The 16,362-nt window shown below is 59.9% G+C and carries 12 protein-coding genes and 1 pseudogene; 10 read left to right on the forward strand and 3 right to left on the reverse strand.

All coding sequences use genetic code 11. The features are described 5' to 3' along the window. Positions 1-408 precede the first annotated feature (408 nt). Positions 409-936: a DUF6471 domain-containing protein gene (locus J8I34_RS21870; RefSeq protein ID WP_371748119.1), complete on the reverse strand. Its 528-nt coding sequence runs from the start codon at positions 934-936 to the stop codon at positions 409-411. A gap of 186 nt (positions 937-1,122) precedes the next feature. Between J8I34_RS21870 and J8I34_RS21875 the strand changes: the two genes are divergently transcribed. From J8I34_RS21875 to J8I34_RS21915, 9 genes and pseudogenes are all read left to right on the forward strand, one after another. Next, complete coding sequence (locus J8I34_RS21875; RefSeq protein ID WP_209807011.1) at positions 1,123-1,653, forward strand: HAD domain-containing protein; 531 nt, start codon at positions 1,123-1,125, stop codon at positions 1,651-1,653. Between the two features lie 829 nt (positions 1,654-2,482). Continuing rightward, the gene (locus tag J8I34_RS21880) at positions 2,483-3,865 is read left to right on the forward strand and encodes a hypothetical protein (protein ID WP_209807012.1); all 1,383 of its coding nucleotides are present in this window, start codon (positions 2,483-2,485) and stop codon (positions 3,863-3,865) included. Positions 3,866-4,447: 582 nt separating this feature from the next. Then, on the forward strand, positions 4,448-5,305 hold the full coding sequence (locus tag J8I34_RS21885) for a TnsD family Tn7-like transposition protein (protein ID WP_209807013.1): 858 nt from the start codon (positions 4,448-4,450) through the stop codon (positions 5,303-5,305). A 17-nt stretch (positions 5,306-5,322) separates the two neighbouring features. Beyond that, on the forward strand, positions 5,323-6,924 hold the full coding sequence (locus tag J8I34_RS21890) for a hypothetical protein (protein ID WP_209807014.1): 1,602 nt from the start codon (positions 5,323-5,325) through the stop codon (positions 6,922-6,924). A 202-nt stretch (positions 6,925-7,126) separates the two neighbouring features. Further along, positions 7,127-7,591: a PDDEXK family nuclease gene (locus J8I34_RS21895; RefSeq protein WP_209807015.1), complete on the forward strand. Its 465-nt coding sequence runs from the start codon at positions 7,127-7,129 to the stop codon at positions 7,589-7,591. A gap of 18 nt (positions 7,592-7,609) precedes the next feature. Next, on the forward strand, positions 7,610-9,955 hold the full coding sequence (locus J8I34_RS21900) for a TnsB C-terminal domain-containing protein (protein WP_209807016.1): 2,346 nt from the start codon (positions 7,610-7,612) through the stop codon (positions 9,953-9,955). Between the two features lie 200 nt (positions 9,956-10,155). Then, positions 10,156-10,995 (forward strand): annotated as a pseudogene (locus J8I34_RS21905) (Bug family tripartite tricarboxylate transporter substrate binding protein); the annotation flags it as partial. A gap of 99 nt (positions 10,996-11,094) precedes the next feature. Continuing rightward, a complete protein-coding gene (locus J8I34_RS21910; RefSeq protein ID WP_209775729.1) occupies positions 11,095-12,126 on the forward strand; it encodes a porin in 1,032 nt (343 codons plus the stop codon). A gap of 123 nt (positions 12,127-12,249) precedes the next feature. Then, positions 12,250-12,555 carry a DUF2917 domain-containing protein gene (locus J8I34_RS21915; protein WP_209775714.1) on the forward strand — a complete coding sequence of 102 codons (306 nt, stop codon included), beginning with the start codon at positions 12,250-12,252 and terminating at the stop codon, positions 12,553-12,555. Here the strand turns inward: J8I34_RS21915 and J8I34_RS21920 are convergent. Both J8I34_RS21920 and J8I34_RS21930 read right to left on the reverse strand, forming a co-directional pair. After that, positions 12,524-13,465 (reverse strand): LysR substrate-binding domain-containing protein, encoded by a 942-nt coding sequence (locus J8I34_RS21920; protein ID WP_209775715.1) that lies wholly within the window; start codon positions 13,463-13,465, stop codon positions 12,524-12,526. The two genes, J8I34_RS21915 and J8I34_RS21920, sit on opposite strands and share 32 nt — an antisense overlap. Positions 13,466-14,024: 559 nt before the next feature. Then, positions 14,025-14,753, reverse strand: a complete 729-nt coding sequence (locus tag J8I34_RS21930) for a GntR family transcriptional regulator (RefSeq protein ID WP_029045005.1) — start codon at positions 14,751-14,753, stop codon at positions 14,025-14,027. Between the two features lie 274 nt (positions 14,754-15,027). On the opposite strand from J8I34_RS21930, the gene J8I34_RS21935 reads away from it, so the two are divergent. Next, complete coding sequence (locus tag J8I34_RS21935) at positions 15,028-16,347, forward strand: NAD(P)/FAD-dependent oxidoreductase (RefSeq protein WP_029045006.1); 1,320 nt, start codon at positions 15,028-15,030, stop codon at positions 16,345-16,347. The last annotated feature ends 15 nt before the right edge of the window (positions 16,348-16,362 follow it).

Consider the following 16,362-nt stretch of genomic DNA (forward strand, 5'->3'; position numbering starts at 1 on the left):
AGCAACGGCTCTCGCTACCTGATGCAAGGCGAGCCAGGAGAACCGTCTGCCGCGGCGCATCTAGTCGTTCTCTCAGCAGTGTTTGATGAGAGGCTTCTGGCGACAGAGGATGTCACCCATGCGCTTACCAATCGGCTCCATACAGCAGCACTCTACCTCGATTCACTGGCCGCTCTGCGAGCTCGAATATCGCCTAAGTCACAGAAGAATCCGCTTGATTTTTCGTCGTGACGACCTACAGTGATGGTACGTAATGTAACGTACCCAGCAAGGTTACCAAGCAGAACTCCTTCCGACCTTGCATTCCCTTCGGCGGCATTTTGTCTCGCTGACCTCAGCAACCAGTCGTTGTCGCAGACAAACGCCTTATCTTGCCATCACAACGTTGACCAATTCTGGAGCCGCTGACTATCGGCCGCTCTTCTTTGAGGTCATTGTGCTGAATTTGTCAGCTGCCTCAGCAAGGTCGTTTTGGTCTACAAACCGGATGAGTTCCGGGATTGGTGCGACCGAGGCTGTTTGCAATAACAGCGTGAAAGGGAATCCACCACCTTCAATATGAGCAGTGAGCTTCTCTGGGCGAGTATGGACGGCGATTGTCTCGAGTCTTTGGCACAGCTCTTCGATGCTAAGTGCTTGGCGCTTTAGCTCATAGAGGAAAACATGACTAGCAGCGGATTCCCATGACTCATCCGAGTCAATAAATTTCGCCCACTCCCTTGGGTACTCTGAGTTTGCTGCGTGTAGTAGCAAGAGGAAGTAAGCGAGGCTATAGGTCCCGCGCTGAAACTTGCTCTCCGCACCTCGGAAAGTCTCGGGCACGCCCATAGCGGAAATTCTGTTGGCGAATTCATCGACTGACACGTCTTTGCGCGTAAGAATTGCGCGCGCAGTCCGTGCCGCCAATCGAGACCATGGCGTGCTCGTGTGGCCCAATTTTTAACTTCCCTCTGTATGCAGCCGAGGAGACGATGCGATGAAATCAAGACGGTGCGGAATTCAATTTCATCGCGCGCCGGCTTCCGGATTTGATGAATCGTCTAGGCAATTCCATTGTAGTCGCTCTGCGTTGTCCTTGATGCTTCGAGCGGCTACGTGTGGGTCTGGGAAAGAGGAGTCGCCATGAGCAACAGCGCAACTCTCTATCTAGGCTTCGAAGGCGTTTTGCATCCGAACCTGGTGTCGTTCTATGGACAACGATTGCCGCGTTTGCGCGCTGCCGGCCACGCGCTTTTTGAAAATAACAGCATTTTGAAGTCAGTCATGGACGCACATCCCGACACATCAATCGTTCTTCACAACTGGTGGGTACCGCTGGTGGGGTATCGCGCTGCCATAGAGATGCTTCCGGCGTCGGTACGCCCCAAAATCATTGGGGCTACTTGGAGAAGCATCAAAGGTCCGCGTTCCCGCTTGAGGATGGCAAGAACGCGGAGGGCTTGGCTTGAAGAGGACCTCTGGCGACGATGCCCAGACCATCCAGTCTTGCTCGACTGTGACTTCGGTCAGGCAGTGGCAGCGTTAGCAGATTGTTCGTGCATCGTGGACGAACTGCATGGCTTGGCTGCGGTTGGCGCCAGCGATAGGTTAGCGAGGCTGTTGAAAGTGAGTGTAGCGGAAGGCGAGGTTCTCGCTATAGCGAGCGCGTCTTGAGGCGGCACCGCGTGCCGAATTGTGCCGGCGATTTGCATAGCACGAATCCACGACCTAGACTAGTAGCATAGGATAACCGTTTAGTATAGCGTGTAATAAGGAAAATTCAACCTCCCGCTTACGAGAGCCGATTTCGGTACTTTTTGCAAGGTCGTAAAGTGTGCTGCGAGTTGGAGGTACGAAACTAATGAATCGGACACATTTAAGGTTCACCGTTCGGTGATGTCGTGCAGCCGAAAGCTGCAGGGGGACGGGCAGCATAGAGTCGGCACTCTATGCCGCCCCGGAGCGTGCGCATACCAACATCGGAAGCACACCGCAACCGCTTCCAGTTTCTGTGCTCACCCCCCCGTTGTCAACCCAATCCCGACAGGGCGGGATGCGTTCGTCCTGTCGGGTGGCAAGGGGCACAAAATGTCTCATTCTCGCTTCTCCAAACGTCGCGCGCTGCGTGACCAACTTGCGACATTAGTCGTGCAGGTCGACAGATTGCCACTCTCGACATGCTTTGGGACGATTTCGGCAAATGATGTCTCATACGCTGCCAAGAAACCCCCTAATACCAGACCAGTCCTTGCGTGGCTTGCCCGTAAACGATTTGGACCACCGCGCCCATTCGTTGGGTACATAAAGCGGCACCCCACAGTAAAGCTTGCCCGTTTCCATTCACACGTGCGGTTACGCGGATACCAGCGCTAACGCATCGCACTCGACTGGCGCGGCGGAACTCCGAATAGTGACTCGACCTGCTCTTCGAGGTTGGGGGATAGCCGTGCCTGTCTGAACTCGGCTGCTCGCTAAGAGCCGTCGTGGAACGGAGTCGCACATCATGGCTAAGTCCAACAATGCCAACCTCGGGAAAACGCCCGCCTCTCTGACAGTGGTAAGCGGTGAGAACCCGTTCCTGAAGGGCCTTCCGAAAATTCCGACAGTGGACGAGGCAAGAAGCATTCTGCTGTCATATGGCAAGCCGGTACCGTCATCCGATGGCCAACTGCCGGCGAAGAACAGTGAACTAGCCGCTCGGCTGCTGATACCTACCGACACGCACGCAAGAATTCTGGTCGACATCATGGAGTCAGTCTGGGCGTCATATGAGGCAAGGAATCCACTAAACCCCGAGTATCGAGCGCGCGCGATTAATGCGAACGCTTTCGTGAGAGAGCGCCCGCGAAACCCGGCCGACCCGGAGAGCAGGCCGAAGCAAATTCTCTCGGTTCCAAAAAAAAGTCAGAAGTCGGAGCATGACCTGCCTAGGGGCTACATAGTTTGCGCTCCCGCACAATGCGGCCGAATGAAGCTCGCCGATGCCATCCAGGCTTACGTCGACAAGGGTGCAAAAAAGGAGTCCGGAGCGACCTTCGAGCAGTTCCTTATCAAGGATGGTGAATACCGCTCACAGTACATTCGAATTCGGACCTTACGCGTCGCGTGGCCATTGGACGGGCGTCTCAAATCGCTTCTTTACAACATGTTCTGTGCCATCAACGCAGCCCTCGGACCCTACGCAAAGCTGGAATGGAACACACGGTATTGCGCAAGCGAGCTTCATATCGAGGCGGCGCTGTGCGCGCACGGGGTCGTCATCAACCTGGGCTTGCTTATCGTGGAAAAGATTGACACCCACGAAGCCACGTCCGAACGCGCCATGAAGACCTGGAGCGCCCTCGGGCGATTCACTCGTACCACCGGAATCCCCGTACTGTGTTTCGCTACGCCCGGGGCACTGACGGGGCTAGCCAGGCAGAGTAGCGCGATTGGAAGTCTTTGTCCAACGGGGCCGCGGTACATCCGCCCTTTGGAGCATGGCTCTAACGACTGGAAGGCGGTGGTCAACGCCATCCATGCGGTCTGCTTTCCGTTCGTGAAGGCACAGCGTCCGCCGCTTTGGCTATATGACGTGCTCTGGAGCATGACGTTCGGCTATCCGGGCTTAGCCGTGTGCGCGTGCCGCGCCGTGTCTGAGGACATGCGAAGCAAGGGGTTCACTCAACTGGAGCAGAATCACTTCTGCGAGGTAGCCGTCCAGGCATTGTCAGTGTACATCCCACATCTGCGGGCCATCGTGCAAATGCGTGAAGGGAATAACTTCACGTTTTCCAGCATGCTTCGACACGGCGATTGGCTTACGTTCGAGTTCATTGTGAAGGTGTTGCCTTCGCTTGAATACTCTCCGCTGATGCCTTCTCCGGAGTCTCTGAAGGCATCTTAGCGCGCCGGCAGCATGATACCGACCTTTTTCCCCGCTGCCGACTTCGAGACAGCTTTCAGCCTGCTGCGCAGTGCGGACACATCTACGGGGGATGCAACCATCAAACGAGTCGTCGGAAGAGCCTTCCGACGATGCGCACCTCTTATCTATACCTTGCCATGTCGGGTGGCTCGCTTCTGTGAGTTGACGCAAGGCATATACGGGGATGAGCAGGAGGTGCTTCTAAGACATGCTCTTCGGAACTACGTAACGAGTAGTCTGTGTTCGGAACGGGCTGCCAGACTTGACGAGGAGCTTGTCGAGGGTGCCAGAGTCATCGCGATGGTACATGCCCCGGGACTGTTGGAGTCCACGCACCGGTACGGACTGAGATGCCCGGAGTGCAGGAAAGAGGCGCTCGCTTCTGTCGGGCGCGAGGTATCACATTGCCACGAATGCTTGCCGTATTCGACCTATTGCCCAATCCACTGGGTGGCGTATGTCCTCGCCGACACCTGTTCAACGTATGAGTCGCTATGCAGAACCAAAGCTCAGGGCGCACGTAGGGCAAATAGCGTCGCATTTTCAGAGAGGTCGTGGCAGGTGGCCATCGCTCCAGGCTACGGCGATGCACTGAAGCGATTGTACGACCTGCTTCAGGAGCGCAAGTACATCAACTCGTCGGGCGTTCTTGCTGCGGAACAACTCAATGCGGACTTCGTCAAGAAGTTTTCAGCGGGCTTTGAGGACTGTCGCCTTACCGAGCTTGCACAGAACCCAGAGGCCGCAAGTCGAATCTGTCATGGATTGCGTCGGCAAGACAACGCCGGGGTTCATCCGGCGCTAGCGATTCTGATGCGATGGTTTCTGGAAGAATCCAACGGGTGCACCGCGCCTGCACGCGAAACGCCGTGCTACCAGCCGGCGCAAGTGACCTGCAGCCTTCGAACAGCGAAGCGAAAGGAATGGCTCAAGGCGCGAGCGGAGCATCCTGAGGCATCCAGGACGGTGCTTCGGGGGCGGAAGTGGAGGCTGTACGCGTGGCTGCGCACCAACGACCGACGCTGGTTTGAAGCTCATCTACCCAAGCGTATCGTTCGCCGTGGCAAGCGCGGTCAAGAAGGCTACTCGAAGTCGATGCTTGGCGTCCTGGCTGATTCAGCGGCAAGTGGCTCTTGCGCGCGTGCTGGGCTACCTGCCTCTCGGTCGGACTATCAGATGCGCATGGGTCTTGGGCTCCAAGAGAGGAAATTCGCTAAAGCAAAGCAGAATGCATCGGGCGCAAGCTGGATGGTCACGCACCCCGATTCGCGACAGGCGTTCGTTAGAGAGCGGATTGAGTGGGCCGTCACACGGCTTCACGAGCGCAATAAGTTGATTTCCATAGCATCCATTGCCCACGCATCGAAGCTTCGCCTGAGAACCGTGCATGATTATCTCGAAAAGAAGGAACCCAAGTGACAGCGTAGGAGGCAAACATGGCTCTAAGAATCATATACCGGGACATACTTCGCGGAGAGGTAGTTGCAACCTATTTGAAGTCCCAGCGCTATGCAGTGGCGCCGGCATCAGAGGAGCGGGACGATTTTGAGTGGCCTGAGACCAAATGGTGTCGCATGAGTTGGGCGCTGCCATCGGGTCTCATGAACGCTTGCCGCTTTCTGGGGCTGGACGAAGAAGATGCGCTGTTCATGCTGAACCATAACACGTTCGTGCCGGCGTTGGCACGACTCATGCCTGATGCGGCAAAGGAGCGACTGATTGAACACCATCTTTACCAAAGCTACTGGGGCGTCAGTATCCTCTGCGGTCTTTCAGTCCGACGTGCGAGTCAGGCTTGGAGGCCCGCGTTCTGCAGGATTTGTCTTGCAGAAGACTTGGCAACTATAGGAGAAGGGGTCTGGCGTATCCAGTGCATCCTCAACGAAAGCACGTGCTGCTTGAAGCATCAGGAGTGGCTTTTCACAAACTGCGAAGCTTGCGGCGCGGCAGCGCGTTCTTCTCTAATGACATCGGGCCCGAGCCTTAAATGCCTTTGTGGTCATCCTCGGGTGCAGATAATTCGACCAGCAAGCTCAGCGCAGGAAGAGGTTGAGTTTGAATTCGCTTCAGCGCTGTCCGAAATGCTTGACGTCTCAGCAGTGCCGAAACTTCAGTACGAAGCGGTCCTGCATCTGATTCAGAATCAGATGAAAAATCTGGGAATATTTGGTGGCGGTAGGATTCATTGGGGGGCGTGGGATGACTTCACGGCCGAAACACCCTATTCATCAAAAATGGACAGAGCGGGTCTCCGCAATGGAATTCGCTGCACGTTAAGAGAGATTAAACGAGGCGTGCTTCCCCGGAAAGCGGTTCAAATGCTGCTTCTTCTCCTGGCGTTGTTCGGTGGTTGGCGCAACGTAGTTGATGCTCTCCGCTCGAAAAAGATGGCTTCCGAGGACGCCAGTCTCACAGTCGTTCCAACGGCGAAAGATGCCGGGTACAGAAAGACATACCGACGGAGAAAGGCTGCTGAACTTACCAAGCGGATGGCCGAGCTTGGCGCCAAGTACCAACAGCTCAAGAAGAAGTACCCACGGAGTACGCATGCCGAACTGAAGTCACGCTTGAGCAGGTCGGAGCAAAAGGTCCTCACACTTGGTCGCCTCAAAGAGCTTGGAATCGAACCGGCACCGCGGTGCGATGGAGTCGCTATCTTAGAAAAAACCGACGCGTCCCTTGCTGAACACATCGCACGTCGAGCTAAGACTCTTCGCGCTATCGGCTTCTCTGGACGACTCTCCTCCTGCAAGTTACGACAGGGGTTTCCATGCGTCCAGTCATTCAGGAAGCTTCTCGCCAGCGGAATGCTTCCTGAAGCAAGGAAGGCACTGCGAAAGCACGAAGAGACGCCTGAAGACTATCTGCGGCGGCTATTGAAATCGAGTGTTGCAGAAGGCTTTGTGAGTCAGATTCCGGCGGGAGAGGAAGGCCAGGTCGACAGCCTTTCGTATGACGAGGTGAAACGGCTTCACGGGATAGCAGCTACAACAAAGCAGCGGGCGCGGAGAATGCGTTGGGGACAGTTCCATTCATAGCGCGGCCAGAAGTCATGCTGAAGCGTCTGCGCTAGGGTCGCTGCTCGTCGCGAATGCGTCTTCGCGAACAACGGGGCGAGGAAAGAGCGTGTCCATAGCTCCGGTGCAGCGTTTCGGCTGACCGTTTGGATATCCCATCCTGAAGGACGGTGCATTCGACCGAGCAGTCAAAGCTGGTCGGCGCCTGTACAAGACAGACCAGATGACCATCGATATTGTCGTCACGATGCTGCTTCCACCAGATTTTCACCTGCACTATCACGGCATCGATGTGAAGTCGGCGAAGAAGGAGACGTTTAGCGATAAGGAGAAGGCGCGTCTCCAGCGTGAAAAAGAAGCGCTGGGGAAGCTCGGATGGACTTGGCAGCTCATGCTCAGCAATCCATACCAAGCGCATGAGCTGTCAAATTGCCTGGTCATGTTTCGAACAATTCGTGACCAGGATGTGGTGGGCCAGTACAACGAGGCACATATGTTCGCCGATTATTTGCTGACCCGTTCAACGGAGGGTCGGATGTCGTCTGTAATGAGCCGCGTAGCAAAGCAACTCGGCATATCGGTTGATAGGGCACATCAGCTGTTCGCCATCGCGGTTAGCTTTGGCATGCTCAGGGTTGACCACACACAACCGCTCATGCCAGACAAAGACCTTCATCTGCTCCGTTAGCGTCGAAAGGAGACGACTATGGAAGCCAATCAAGTAGTACAGCCGGAAGTGGCTCGGCAGAGCGACCTCCTGCCGCCCAAAGCGACGGAATCGCAGTTGCTATGGCTCGCCGAAGTTTGGGCGTCGGAATGGCCCGCCGGATTGCGTCGGTTCACAGTGTTCAAATGTCCGACCCTGGCGGCCAGAAGTGATGAAGCCGAAACCATGCGAAGGGCAATTGCATGGGACCCTTTCACCATGACACTTTACGCCCAGAAGGTCTGGGCCGGAAAGGCGCCGGACGGACGCCGAAAGCCAGAACGGCTTATGGGTTTCTGTGAGGCGCAGGAGGTATTCGTTGTGCCGGATACCGTGAGACCTGCGTTCATGGACAGTCCGATTGAGGCTGTTCCTCCTTCGGCTATGGTCGGATTGCAGTATCGAAATGCGCTGCTGTGCGCTCTGTTGATGGTGGACAAGGTCGGGAACGGTGACCCTAAAGACTTCGGCATCAACGACGAAGTCATCTTCGACAGTGGTGCTCTTGACCGGCGAATCTCGGAAGTGCTTCAGGCGCTCGGACGCAAGGACACCTACAAGCCCTATCTTCTGGAACTCATCCGGAAGTACTTTCACTTTGGCGGTGGGCCGACCGCTTTGCTCAGGCTGACGCCACTGCGGGGCGCGCCACAGGTGTTACGAGCAGGTCTGAATAGGAGCAAGCCAGGTCCGCTGTCCTTCGACGAAAGTCTGAGTAAGGCGGAGGCATTTCTCAATGGGGAGAAGACGTTCAAACGGCGGTGTCCGGTGGGGCTGCTTGACCTCAAGAAGTTTGCTAAGGGACTGAAGGAGTTCTGGGCGCGAGGTAGAAATTCTCTGAGGCAAACTTGGCGCCTCATCAAGCGGCTCTATTACGCGAAGCGGTCGAAATGGAGCATTCCAACGTTTCGGATGTTCATGTACCACGCGCCAGCAATCATCGTGCGGGACAATCTGAAGGCCCTGCGGAACGGTGTGGTCATCAGTACTCAGTTCGAGAGGGCAATGTCTGGCCAATCGAGCGACATCACGTTCGGCGTCATCGAAATTGTTGACATCGACGGCTGGATGCCAAAAGTGGGCGTTGCCGTCAAGGTGAAAGGGAAAACTGTTAAGACCACAGTAAAGGTCGTCTACGCAGTTTCCCGCCTCACAGGTGCTGTTTTAGGGTGGGAGTTCGCTCTGAAAGGCGAGAATGGCGAGAGCTTCCGGCGATGTATCGCATCCATCTTTCTTCCCAAGCAGAGGCGGGCAAGTGCACTTGGTTTGGGTGTTCTCAAGGGCCTTCTCCACGGGAACATCGACGCGGTGTATGTCGATAACGGAGCTGGCGCATCGGAGTCCGTGGTCGCCGCGGCCGTGGATAAGATGGGGTTAATCCGGGTGCTGGCACCGCCGTCGCAAGGCCAGAAGAAGGGGCGAATCGAGTCGCTGAATGGCACTCTTATTCGCATGATGGCAGAAGACAAGCTCGGCACAACCCGTGACACCAATGCGCTCGCAAAAGAGATGCGGCTGCTCTACCGGAGAAAGGGTAAGGCGATTCCGCTCGACGACCTAGAAAGGTACATGCTCAGGGCGTTCAACTATCACAATCTCTGCCATGATGTGTCCAACCTTCGAACGGAGGAAATGCGGAGGAAGGACATCGACATCTATCCTGCCGACTTGCACCGGTACACGCAACTCCAGCGGTTTGGCGATGCGCGGAGGGCTTACACGGAGGAAGAGGTCAATGACCGATTCTTGCCGTGGGTCCAGCGAGAATGTCGCAAGGGGATTGTGTACTTCCGCGGCGCTAGGTGGACCTCAAGGGGGCTGATTGACTATTTTAACGACGGCGCAAAGTCGCCCGGCAAGACGAAGAGTCGGTCAGTGTGGCTCAAGGCGTTGACCGGCTTTCAGCGCGTTCTGCTTTGGAAGCGCAACGATGGCGTCAAGGAGCGTCTTGAAATGGTGCCGGAGGACGCTCGCAGGTTTGGCTCGGCCTCGTGGACGAAGATGGACGTCTATGAGTTTGACGACCAGTACAGGAGAATGAAAATGGCGAAGAAGACCCCTAGCCTTCGCGCGCAGATGTCAAATCAGGAGCATCAGCAACATGTCGAAGCTCAGCAGCGCATGGGCAACCCCCTTGCGGGCGCAATTGGTTCGACGGTCAGCGCTGCAAAGGATGCTGCAGCGTTGGTGCGTGACCAGGAAACCGGCAGGGCCGAAGCCGCGTCATACAACATGCAGACGCCAGACGTAAAGTCTGATGGCGCTGAGGTCGTCGTCCAGGTGCCTAACCCGCTCGACCAGGCTAACGAGGACTTCTACAAGAAGCAAGGGCTGCTCGATTCATGATGTCTCGTTTGGGGGGCGATTTTTTCGCCCCCTCCATCCGGAACTATTGTACTTTTCGGCCGAAAATAGTTCATTGTCAATTCCCGCAATCAAGGGGCTTGGACTGCCGTAGGCAGGAGCTGCGCGGTGGTGCTTAAGTATTTGATAGATAACGGAAATCTTGGAGGCCATCCGGAACTATCCGGTTGCGCCAATCCGTAACTGTTCGACCTTGTCACGAGCGCCTGACCACGGCGCTGAAGCAGCCGGTCGTGGTCGACAACCGCCCCGGCGCCAACGGCATCATCGCCAGCGAGACCGTGGCCCGCGCCGCCCCGGACGGATACACGCTGCTGTTCACCTATTCCGCCACGCTGACGGTGAACCCGTGGACCACGCCGTCGCTGCCCTATGACCCGGTCAGGGATTTCACGCCGATCGCGCGCCCCAGCGCGCCGGGCGGCAACCTGCTCGCCGTCAGCGCCGGCGTGCCCGTGCGCAACCTGCAGGAACTGCTGGCCTATGTGAAGGCCAGCAAGAGCGAACTGGCGTACTGCTCGTGGGGCGTGGGCTCTGGCGGCCACCTGGCGATGGAGTACCTGAAGGCGAAGACCGGCATCCACCTGCGCCATATCCCCTACAAGACCGCGACCCAGTGCAGCAACGACCTGGCCGCCGGCCACGTGACCATCGGCATCACCGATTCGGTCTCGTCCATCCCGCACCTGAAATCCAGCCGCATTCGCGGCATTGCCGTGTCGGGCCCGGAGCGGCTGCTGCCCACGCCCGACGTGCCGACCATGACCGAGCAGGGCGTGCCGTTCCAGCAAGCCAGCTGGGTCGCGTTGTTCGGGCCCAGGGGCTTGCCCGCGCCGATCGTCGCGCGGCTCAACGCGGAGGTGAACCGCATCCTGCAATCGCCCGAAGACCGCGAACGCTTCGCCGCGATGAACCTGAAGCCGGCCACGCCGGCCAGCGCGGCGGAACTGGCGAAGCTCGTCAGCGCCGACCTTGCGGCATGGGGCGAGGTGGTGAAGGTGGCGGGACTGAAGGCGGACTGAAGGCGGAATGAAGGCGGAATGAAGGCAACAAGCAGCAAGCGCAACACACGAAGACAACAACGAGGACGGGAGACGGGCAGCGTGAAGGCTAGACAGTGGATGGCGACGGGATTGGCCGGGGCGGCGCTCTACGGCGGCAACACGGCCGCGGGGACGATGCAGCTGTACGGCGTGGTCGATGCCTCGATTGAATACGCGCGGGGATCCGACAGCGTGGTGCGGATGCGGGAAGGCCAGCAGGCGGCATCGCGCTGGGGCATCCGCGGCATCGAGGACCTGGGCGGCGGCCTCAAGGCCAACTTTCTGGTCGAGTCAGGCTTCAGTATCGACAACGGCACCGAGTTCTTCGGCAACCGCCTGTTCGGGCGGCAGGCGTACATGGGCTTGTCCGACGGGTGGGGCGAAGTCCGCCTCGGCCGCCAGTACACGCCGTCGTTCTATGCGCTGCTGCGGCTCGACCCGTTCCTGCTCAACGGCGCGGTGTCGCCATTCAACCTGCTCAGCGCCACGGCATCGCAGGGCACCGGGCATGTCGCCTATGGCGCGCGATTCGACAACGCCGTGCAGTACTTCTCGCCCAACTGGGGCGGCTTCGCCTTCGGCGCGGCGGTGGCGCCGGGCGAGGTGCCGGGGTCGCCGCGCTCGGGGCTGAACTTCGGCATGAACGCGACCTACGAAGCCGGCAACGTCTACGCGTTCTACACCTACCAGGGCATGTACACCGGCGCCAACGTGCCGGTGGAGCCGACGCTGACGTCGAACCACTTTGTCGGCGGCTCTTACCGCTTCAAGCCGGTGGAAGTCGGCCTGCTGTTCAGCATGGCAAGCAGCAACCGCCCCGAGACGCGGTCGGCGCGCCACTATGGCGTGACCTTCAGCTGGACAGTGACGCCGCGCGACATCTTCAAGGCCGCGGCAATCAAGCGGCAGATCCTGGGCGGCGGGGAACGGCCGCTGGCCATGACCATCGGCTGGGATCATGACCTGAGCAAGCGCACCACGGCGTACATGCGGGCGGTGTGGGTGCATAACAGTCCGGGCGGCAGCGCCAGCATCAACAGCATCGCGATCGATCCGGGCAGCGGCGACGATGCCAGGTCGGTGAGCGTGGGCTTGCGGCATCGGTTTTGAGGGCCGGGGAGCGGGGGTGGGGTGGCATGCGCGGCATGCCGGCCAGGCATGCCATGCCGACGCAATGCTCATGGCAGGCCACCTCGCCGGTTCGCACAATGGAAAGGCCAACCGGAGCCTTTCATGTCCTCATGCACTCTATCCCTCGAAGGGGAATGCCGGCGCCTGCGATTGCCTGCCGGCGCTGAACTGGCCTGCTGCGGCGGCAGCCTGTGGCTGACGTTTGAAGCCGGGGACAGGCCATCGCCTGACGTCATGCTTGCGCCCGGCGAACGCTACCGGCTGCATCGCGACGCCGATGTGTTTGTCGCCGCGCTGCATGGCGCCGGCCCCGCGTTGTGCCAGATCGAAGCGCCACCGCGTTCCCGCAGCGCTGGATCGACGTGGGTCAGGCGCTTCAGGTGGCTGTGGCGCGCGCGGGCGTCGTGACAGTGTGCGCGGCTTCCTGGCAGATCCATTCGGCCACGCGCCTGACATCCTCGCGCGGCTGGTCCGAGGCATGGATCAGCCAGTAAGCGTTCGGACTCGGCGGCGCCTGCAGCGCCGTCGGCACGATCACGAGCTGGCCGCCATCGATCAGCGGCCGCACCAGTTCCAGCCGCCCGAGTGCGATACCCTGGCCCGCCAGCGCGGCATGGATGACCTGGTCGTATTGGTTGAAGCGCAGCATGCCGCGCTGGCTCGCCTGGTGGTAGCCGCCTGGCTCCAGCCAGCTGCGCCACTGCAGCCATGTGCGGGGATCGTCGAATTCCAGAAGCGGCAGGCTCAGCAGCGGCTCGTCGTGCCCGCCGGCTTCGGCTATCTCGTGCGCCAGCGAGGGATGGGCCACCGGGGCGATGTGCTCGCCGAACAGGCGTATGGCACCGGGCGGCGCCGCGGCGTCGCGGCAATAGCGCACGGCGAGGTCGATGCCCTCGGCACGCAGGTCGCTGATGCGGTTGCTGGCTGACAGGCGCACGTCCAGGTGCGGATGCGTCTTCTGCAGGCTGCCCAGCCGCGGCAGCAGCCACAAGCCGGTCACGCCGATGCTGGCCGTGACCGTGACCGGCCGCTGGCCCTCGATGCGGCGTACCTCGGCCACCACGTCCTGCAGTTGCTGCAGCGCGCTGTCGGCGCTGCGGAACAACCGTTCGCCCTCGGCGGTAAAGGCGACGCCGCGATGCTTGCGCACGAACAGCGGCACCTTCAGCTGCTCTTCCAGCGCGTGGATCTGCCGGCTGACCGCCGACTGCGTCAGGCACAGGTCGTCCGCGGCCTGGGTGATGCTCATGCGCCGGCCGACGGCGACGAAGCCCTTGAGCAGGTCTAGCGGGAACAGTCGGACGAGCGGGACAGACATGCGGGGCCTCCAGGCAAACACGGCATAAAGACGCGCGAAACCCCATTACAGCACGATCCGCGACGCCTCTGCCATGCGTGGTGCGCATGGCAAAACGACAGAATGATCGCTTGAGGCAGGGCGCCGGGGCGGCTGCAATAGATGGGCGGCCACGCTGCTGATCCTCGCCGTTGCGCTGGCCGTGGCGCTGCCGATGGCGCTGCCTTTCCAGGCTCGCGCCGCCGTCGTCGCGTCGGCACGCAGTGGCGAAGGCAAGCCGGCCGGCGAGCTGCCGCTGCTGGCCGCGGTATGAGGCCCTCAGCCATCCCGGCTTCTGGCTGCTGAACCTTGGCTTCCTGGCTTGCGGCTTCCAGCTGGCCTTCATCGCCAGCCACTTGCCCGCTTATCTGATCGATCGCGGCATGCGTCCGGCCGACGGGGTGGCCGCGCTCGCCATCTTCGCGCTTGCCAATGTGGCAGGCATCTATGTGTTCGGACTTCTGGGCGGGCGCCACAGCAAGAAATACCTGCTTGCCGGCAGGGTAGCCCGCAGCCTTGCGGTGCGGCCAGGCGGGCATCACTACGTGAGCGGCACCTCGACGCCGACAGGCGCGACGTACTCCGTGATCCGCCGCCGCGACAGTTCCATGTGCGCGCGCACGATATCTCCGGCGGCCTGCGCATCGTGACGCTCGATGGCCTCGATGATCTGCTCGTGCTGGCCGGCCGCCTTGCCGAGATCCGCCTCCATGTCGTGCGTGGTCGGATGGCGGTAGAAGATCTTGCCGAGCCGGGCATGGTCGATCAGGATCCGGCGCAGGCTGGGCATCAGGTAGGGGTTATGCGCCATCCTGCCGATCTGCAGATGGAACTGGTCGTTGTACAGCACGCGGTTCTCGACATCGTTCTTTTCGATGGCTTCGCGGAACCGCAGCTGGATCTGCTTCAGTTCATCGATCTCGGCACGCGTTGCATTCGTCGCGGCCAGTTGCGTGGTCGCGATATAGATCAGCGGCGCGGCCTGGAAGAAATTCCGCAGCGACTGATGGTTCATCGACGACACGCGCGCCGCCCGGTTGGCCTCCAGCTCGATATATCCCTCGGCGGCCATCTGCCGCATCAGTTCACGGACTGGTGGCCGGGACAAGCCGAACTCCTCGCTTAACGCCAGTTCGTCCACCACGGCGCCCGGCGCCATCTCCATGCTGACGATACGCCTGCGCAGGGCTTCGTTCAGCAGCGCCTTCCGGTCAACGGAGGGATCGGCCTGCAGGGACTCGTTCTCCGCGGCTGCCTTTGTCTTCGCCATCTTCATCGCCTTTGTCTATCAATCGTAGACATTTTATAGCAGGCGGGCGGGCGCGCGGCGCCGCCAGCCCGATTGCCTGAGCAAAAAGTGGATTTTAAGGCGCATTAGTCGTCATTTCGTTGCCGTGTTTACCCTGATGGCGGTATGTCTAGCGTATGAATATTCTATGTCTACAATTTGTAGACAGACGAACGCAATGACCACAACGGCTGCGACACGCGCTCCGGCGCCGGGTTGCGAGCGGTGGAGACAAGGGCGACAGCGAGTTTTCGAGATGACCAAAGTAACTTCCATTCCCGCCGACGATTCGACTTGCGGCTGGTTTCACCTGAGCCAGCCGCGCAAGCCGAAGCCATCGCATTCGGGAGAGACCAGGGCGCGCTGGGTGGTGATCGGCGCGGGATTCACCGGCCTCGCCGCGGCCCGGCAACTGGCGCTCAACTTTCCGGGCGACAGGGTGGTGCTGGTGGAGGCCCAGGAGGTGGGATTGGGGGCGTCCGGGCGAAATGCGGGCTTTGCGATCGACCTGCCCCATGACATCGGTGCGGAGGACTACATCGGCGAGATTGAAACGGCGAAGACCAGCCTGAAACTGAACCTGACCGGGCAGCAGATCCTCCGGTCGCTGGTGGAGGCACACCAGATCGATTGCCAGTTCCGGGCCTCCGGCAAATACCAGGCAGCGATCGAAGATCGCGGCGTCGCCGTACTCGACGCCTATCGCCGCGGCCTGGACAAGCTTGGCCAGCCGTACGAGATGATCGAAGGCGAGGCCTTGCCCGATCACATCGGCACGTCCTACTACCGGAAGGCGCTGTTCACCCCCGGCACCGCGCTGATCCAGCCGGCGGCGCTGGTGAAGGGCCTGGCCAGCAGCCTTCCCGCAAACGTGGAGCTCTACGAGCACACGGCCATCACCGACGTGGAATACGGTGAAAAGACCGTGCTGACGCACCGGCATGGCCGCATCGTCGCGGACCAGCTGGTCCTGACCAACAACGCCTTCGGCATGCGCTTCGGCTTCCTGCAAGGGACCATGCTGCCGATCTTCACCTATGCAAGCCTGACCCGGCCGCTGACACCGGCCGAGCAGGCGCGCCTCGGCGGCAAGCCGTTCTGGGGCCTGATCCCCGCGGACCCGTTCGGCACGACGCTGCGCCGCACCCACGACAACCGCATCCTGGTCAGGAACAGCTTCAGCTTCAATCGCGACGGACGGAGCCAGCAGAAATACCTGGACCGCTTTGTCAGGACCCACCGGGAGTCCTTCGAGCGCCGGTTCCCGATGCTGCCCGGCGTCGAATTCGAATACACGTGGGGCGGCTCGCTGGCGCTCTCGCGCAACCACATGGGCCATTTCGGCCAGCTCGCTCCCAATGTCTACGGCGCGCTTTGCTGCAATGGCCTGGGGGTGACGCGCGGCACCGTCACCGGGACCTTGCTGGCGGATTACCTGGCGGGCGAGCGCAATGACCTGATCGACTTCCTGCTGTCATCGCCGGGGCCGAACAGGAATCCGCCCGAGCCGTTCCTGTCCCTGGGCGTCAACACCAATCTATGGCTGGGACAGCGTCGCGCGGGCAGGGAGATCTGATCGTTCATCCATGGG

The sequence above is a fragment of the Cupriavidus phytohabitans genome, from assembly GCF_017815025.1.
In the GTDB taxonomy this organism is placed as follows: Bacteria; Pseudomonadota; Gammaproteobacteria; order Burkholderiales; family Burkholderiaceae; genus Cupriavidus.

Coding starts and splice junctions, on each gene's coding strand:
- J8I34_RS21915 (WP_209775714.1), top strand. CDS start 12,250: ATGTCCTCATGCACTCTATCCCTCGAAGGGGAATGCCGGCGCCTGCGA.
- J8I34_RS21890 (WP_209807014.1), top strand. CDS start 5,323: ATGGCTCTAAGAATCATATACCGGGACATACTTCGCGGAGAGGTAGTT.
- J8I34_RS21930 (WP_029045005.1), bottom strand. CDS start 14,753: ATGGCGAAGACAAAGGCAGCCGCGGAGAACGAGTCCCTGCAGGCCGAT.
- J8I34_RS21895 (WP_209807015.1), top strand. CDS start 7,127: ATGACCATCGATATTGTCGTCACGATGCTGCTTCCACCAGATTTTCAC.
- J8I34_RS21935 (WP_029045006.1), top strand. CDS start 15,028: ATGACCAAAGTAACTTCCATTCCCGCCGACGATTCGACTTGCGGCTGG.
- J8I34_RS21920 (WP_209775715.1), bottom strand. CDS start 13,465: ATGTCTGTCCCGCTCGTCCGACTGTTCCCGCTAGACCTGCTCAAGGGC.
- J8I34_RS21900 (WP_209807016.1), top strand. CDS start 7,610: ATGGAAGCCAATCAAGTAGTACAGCCGGAAGTGGCTCGGCAGAGCGAC.
- J8I34_RS21880 (WP_209807012.1), top strand. CDS start 2,483: ATGGCTAAGTCCAACAATGCCAACCTCGGGAAAACGCCCGCCTCTCTG.
- J8I34_RS21910 (WP_209775729.1), top strand. CDS start 11,095: ATGGCGACGGGATTGGCCGGGGCGGCGCTCTACGGCGGCAACACGGCC.
- J8I34_RS21875 (WP_209807011.1), top strand. CDS start 1,123: ATGAGCAACAGCGCAACTCTCTATCTAGGCTTCGAAGGCGTTTTGCAT.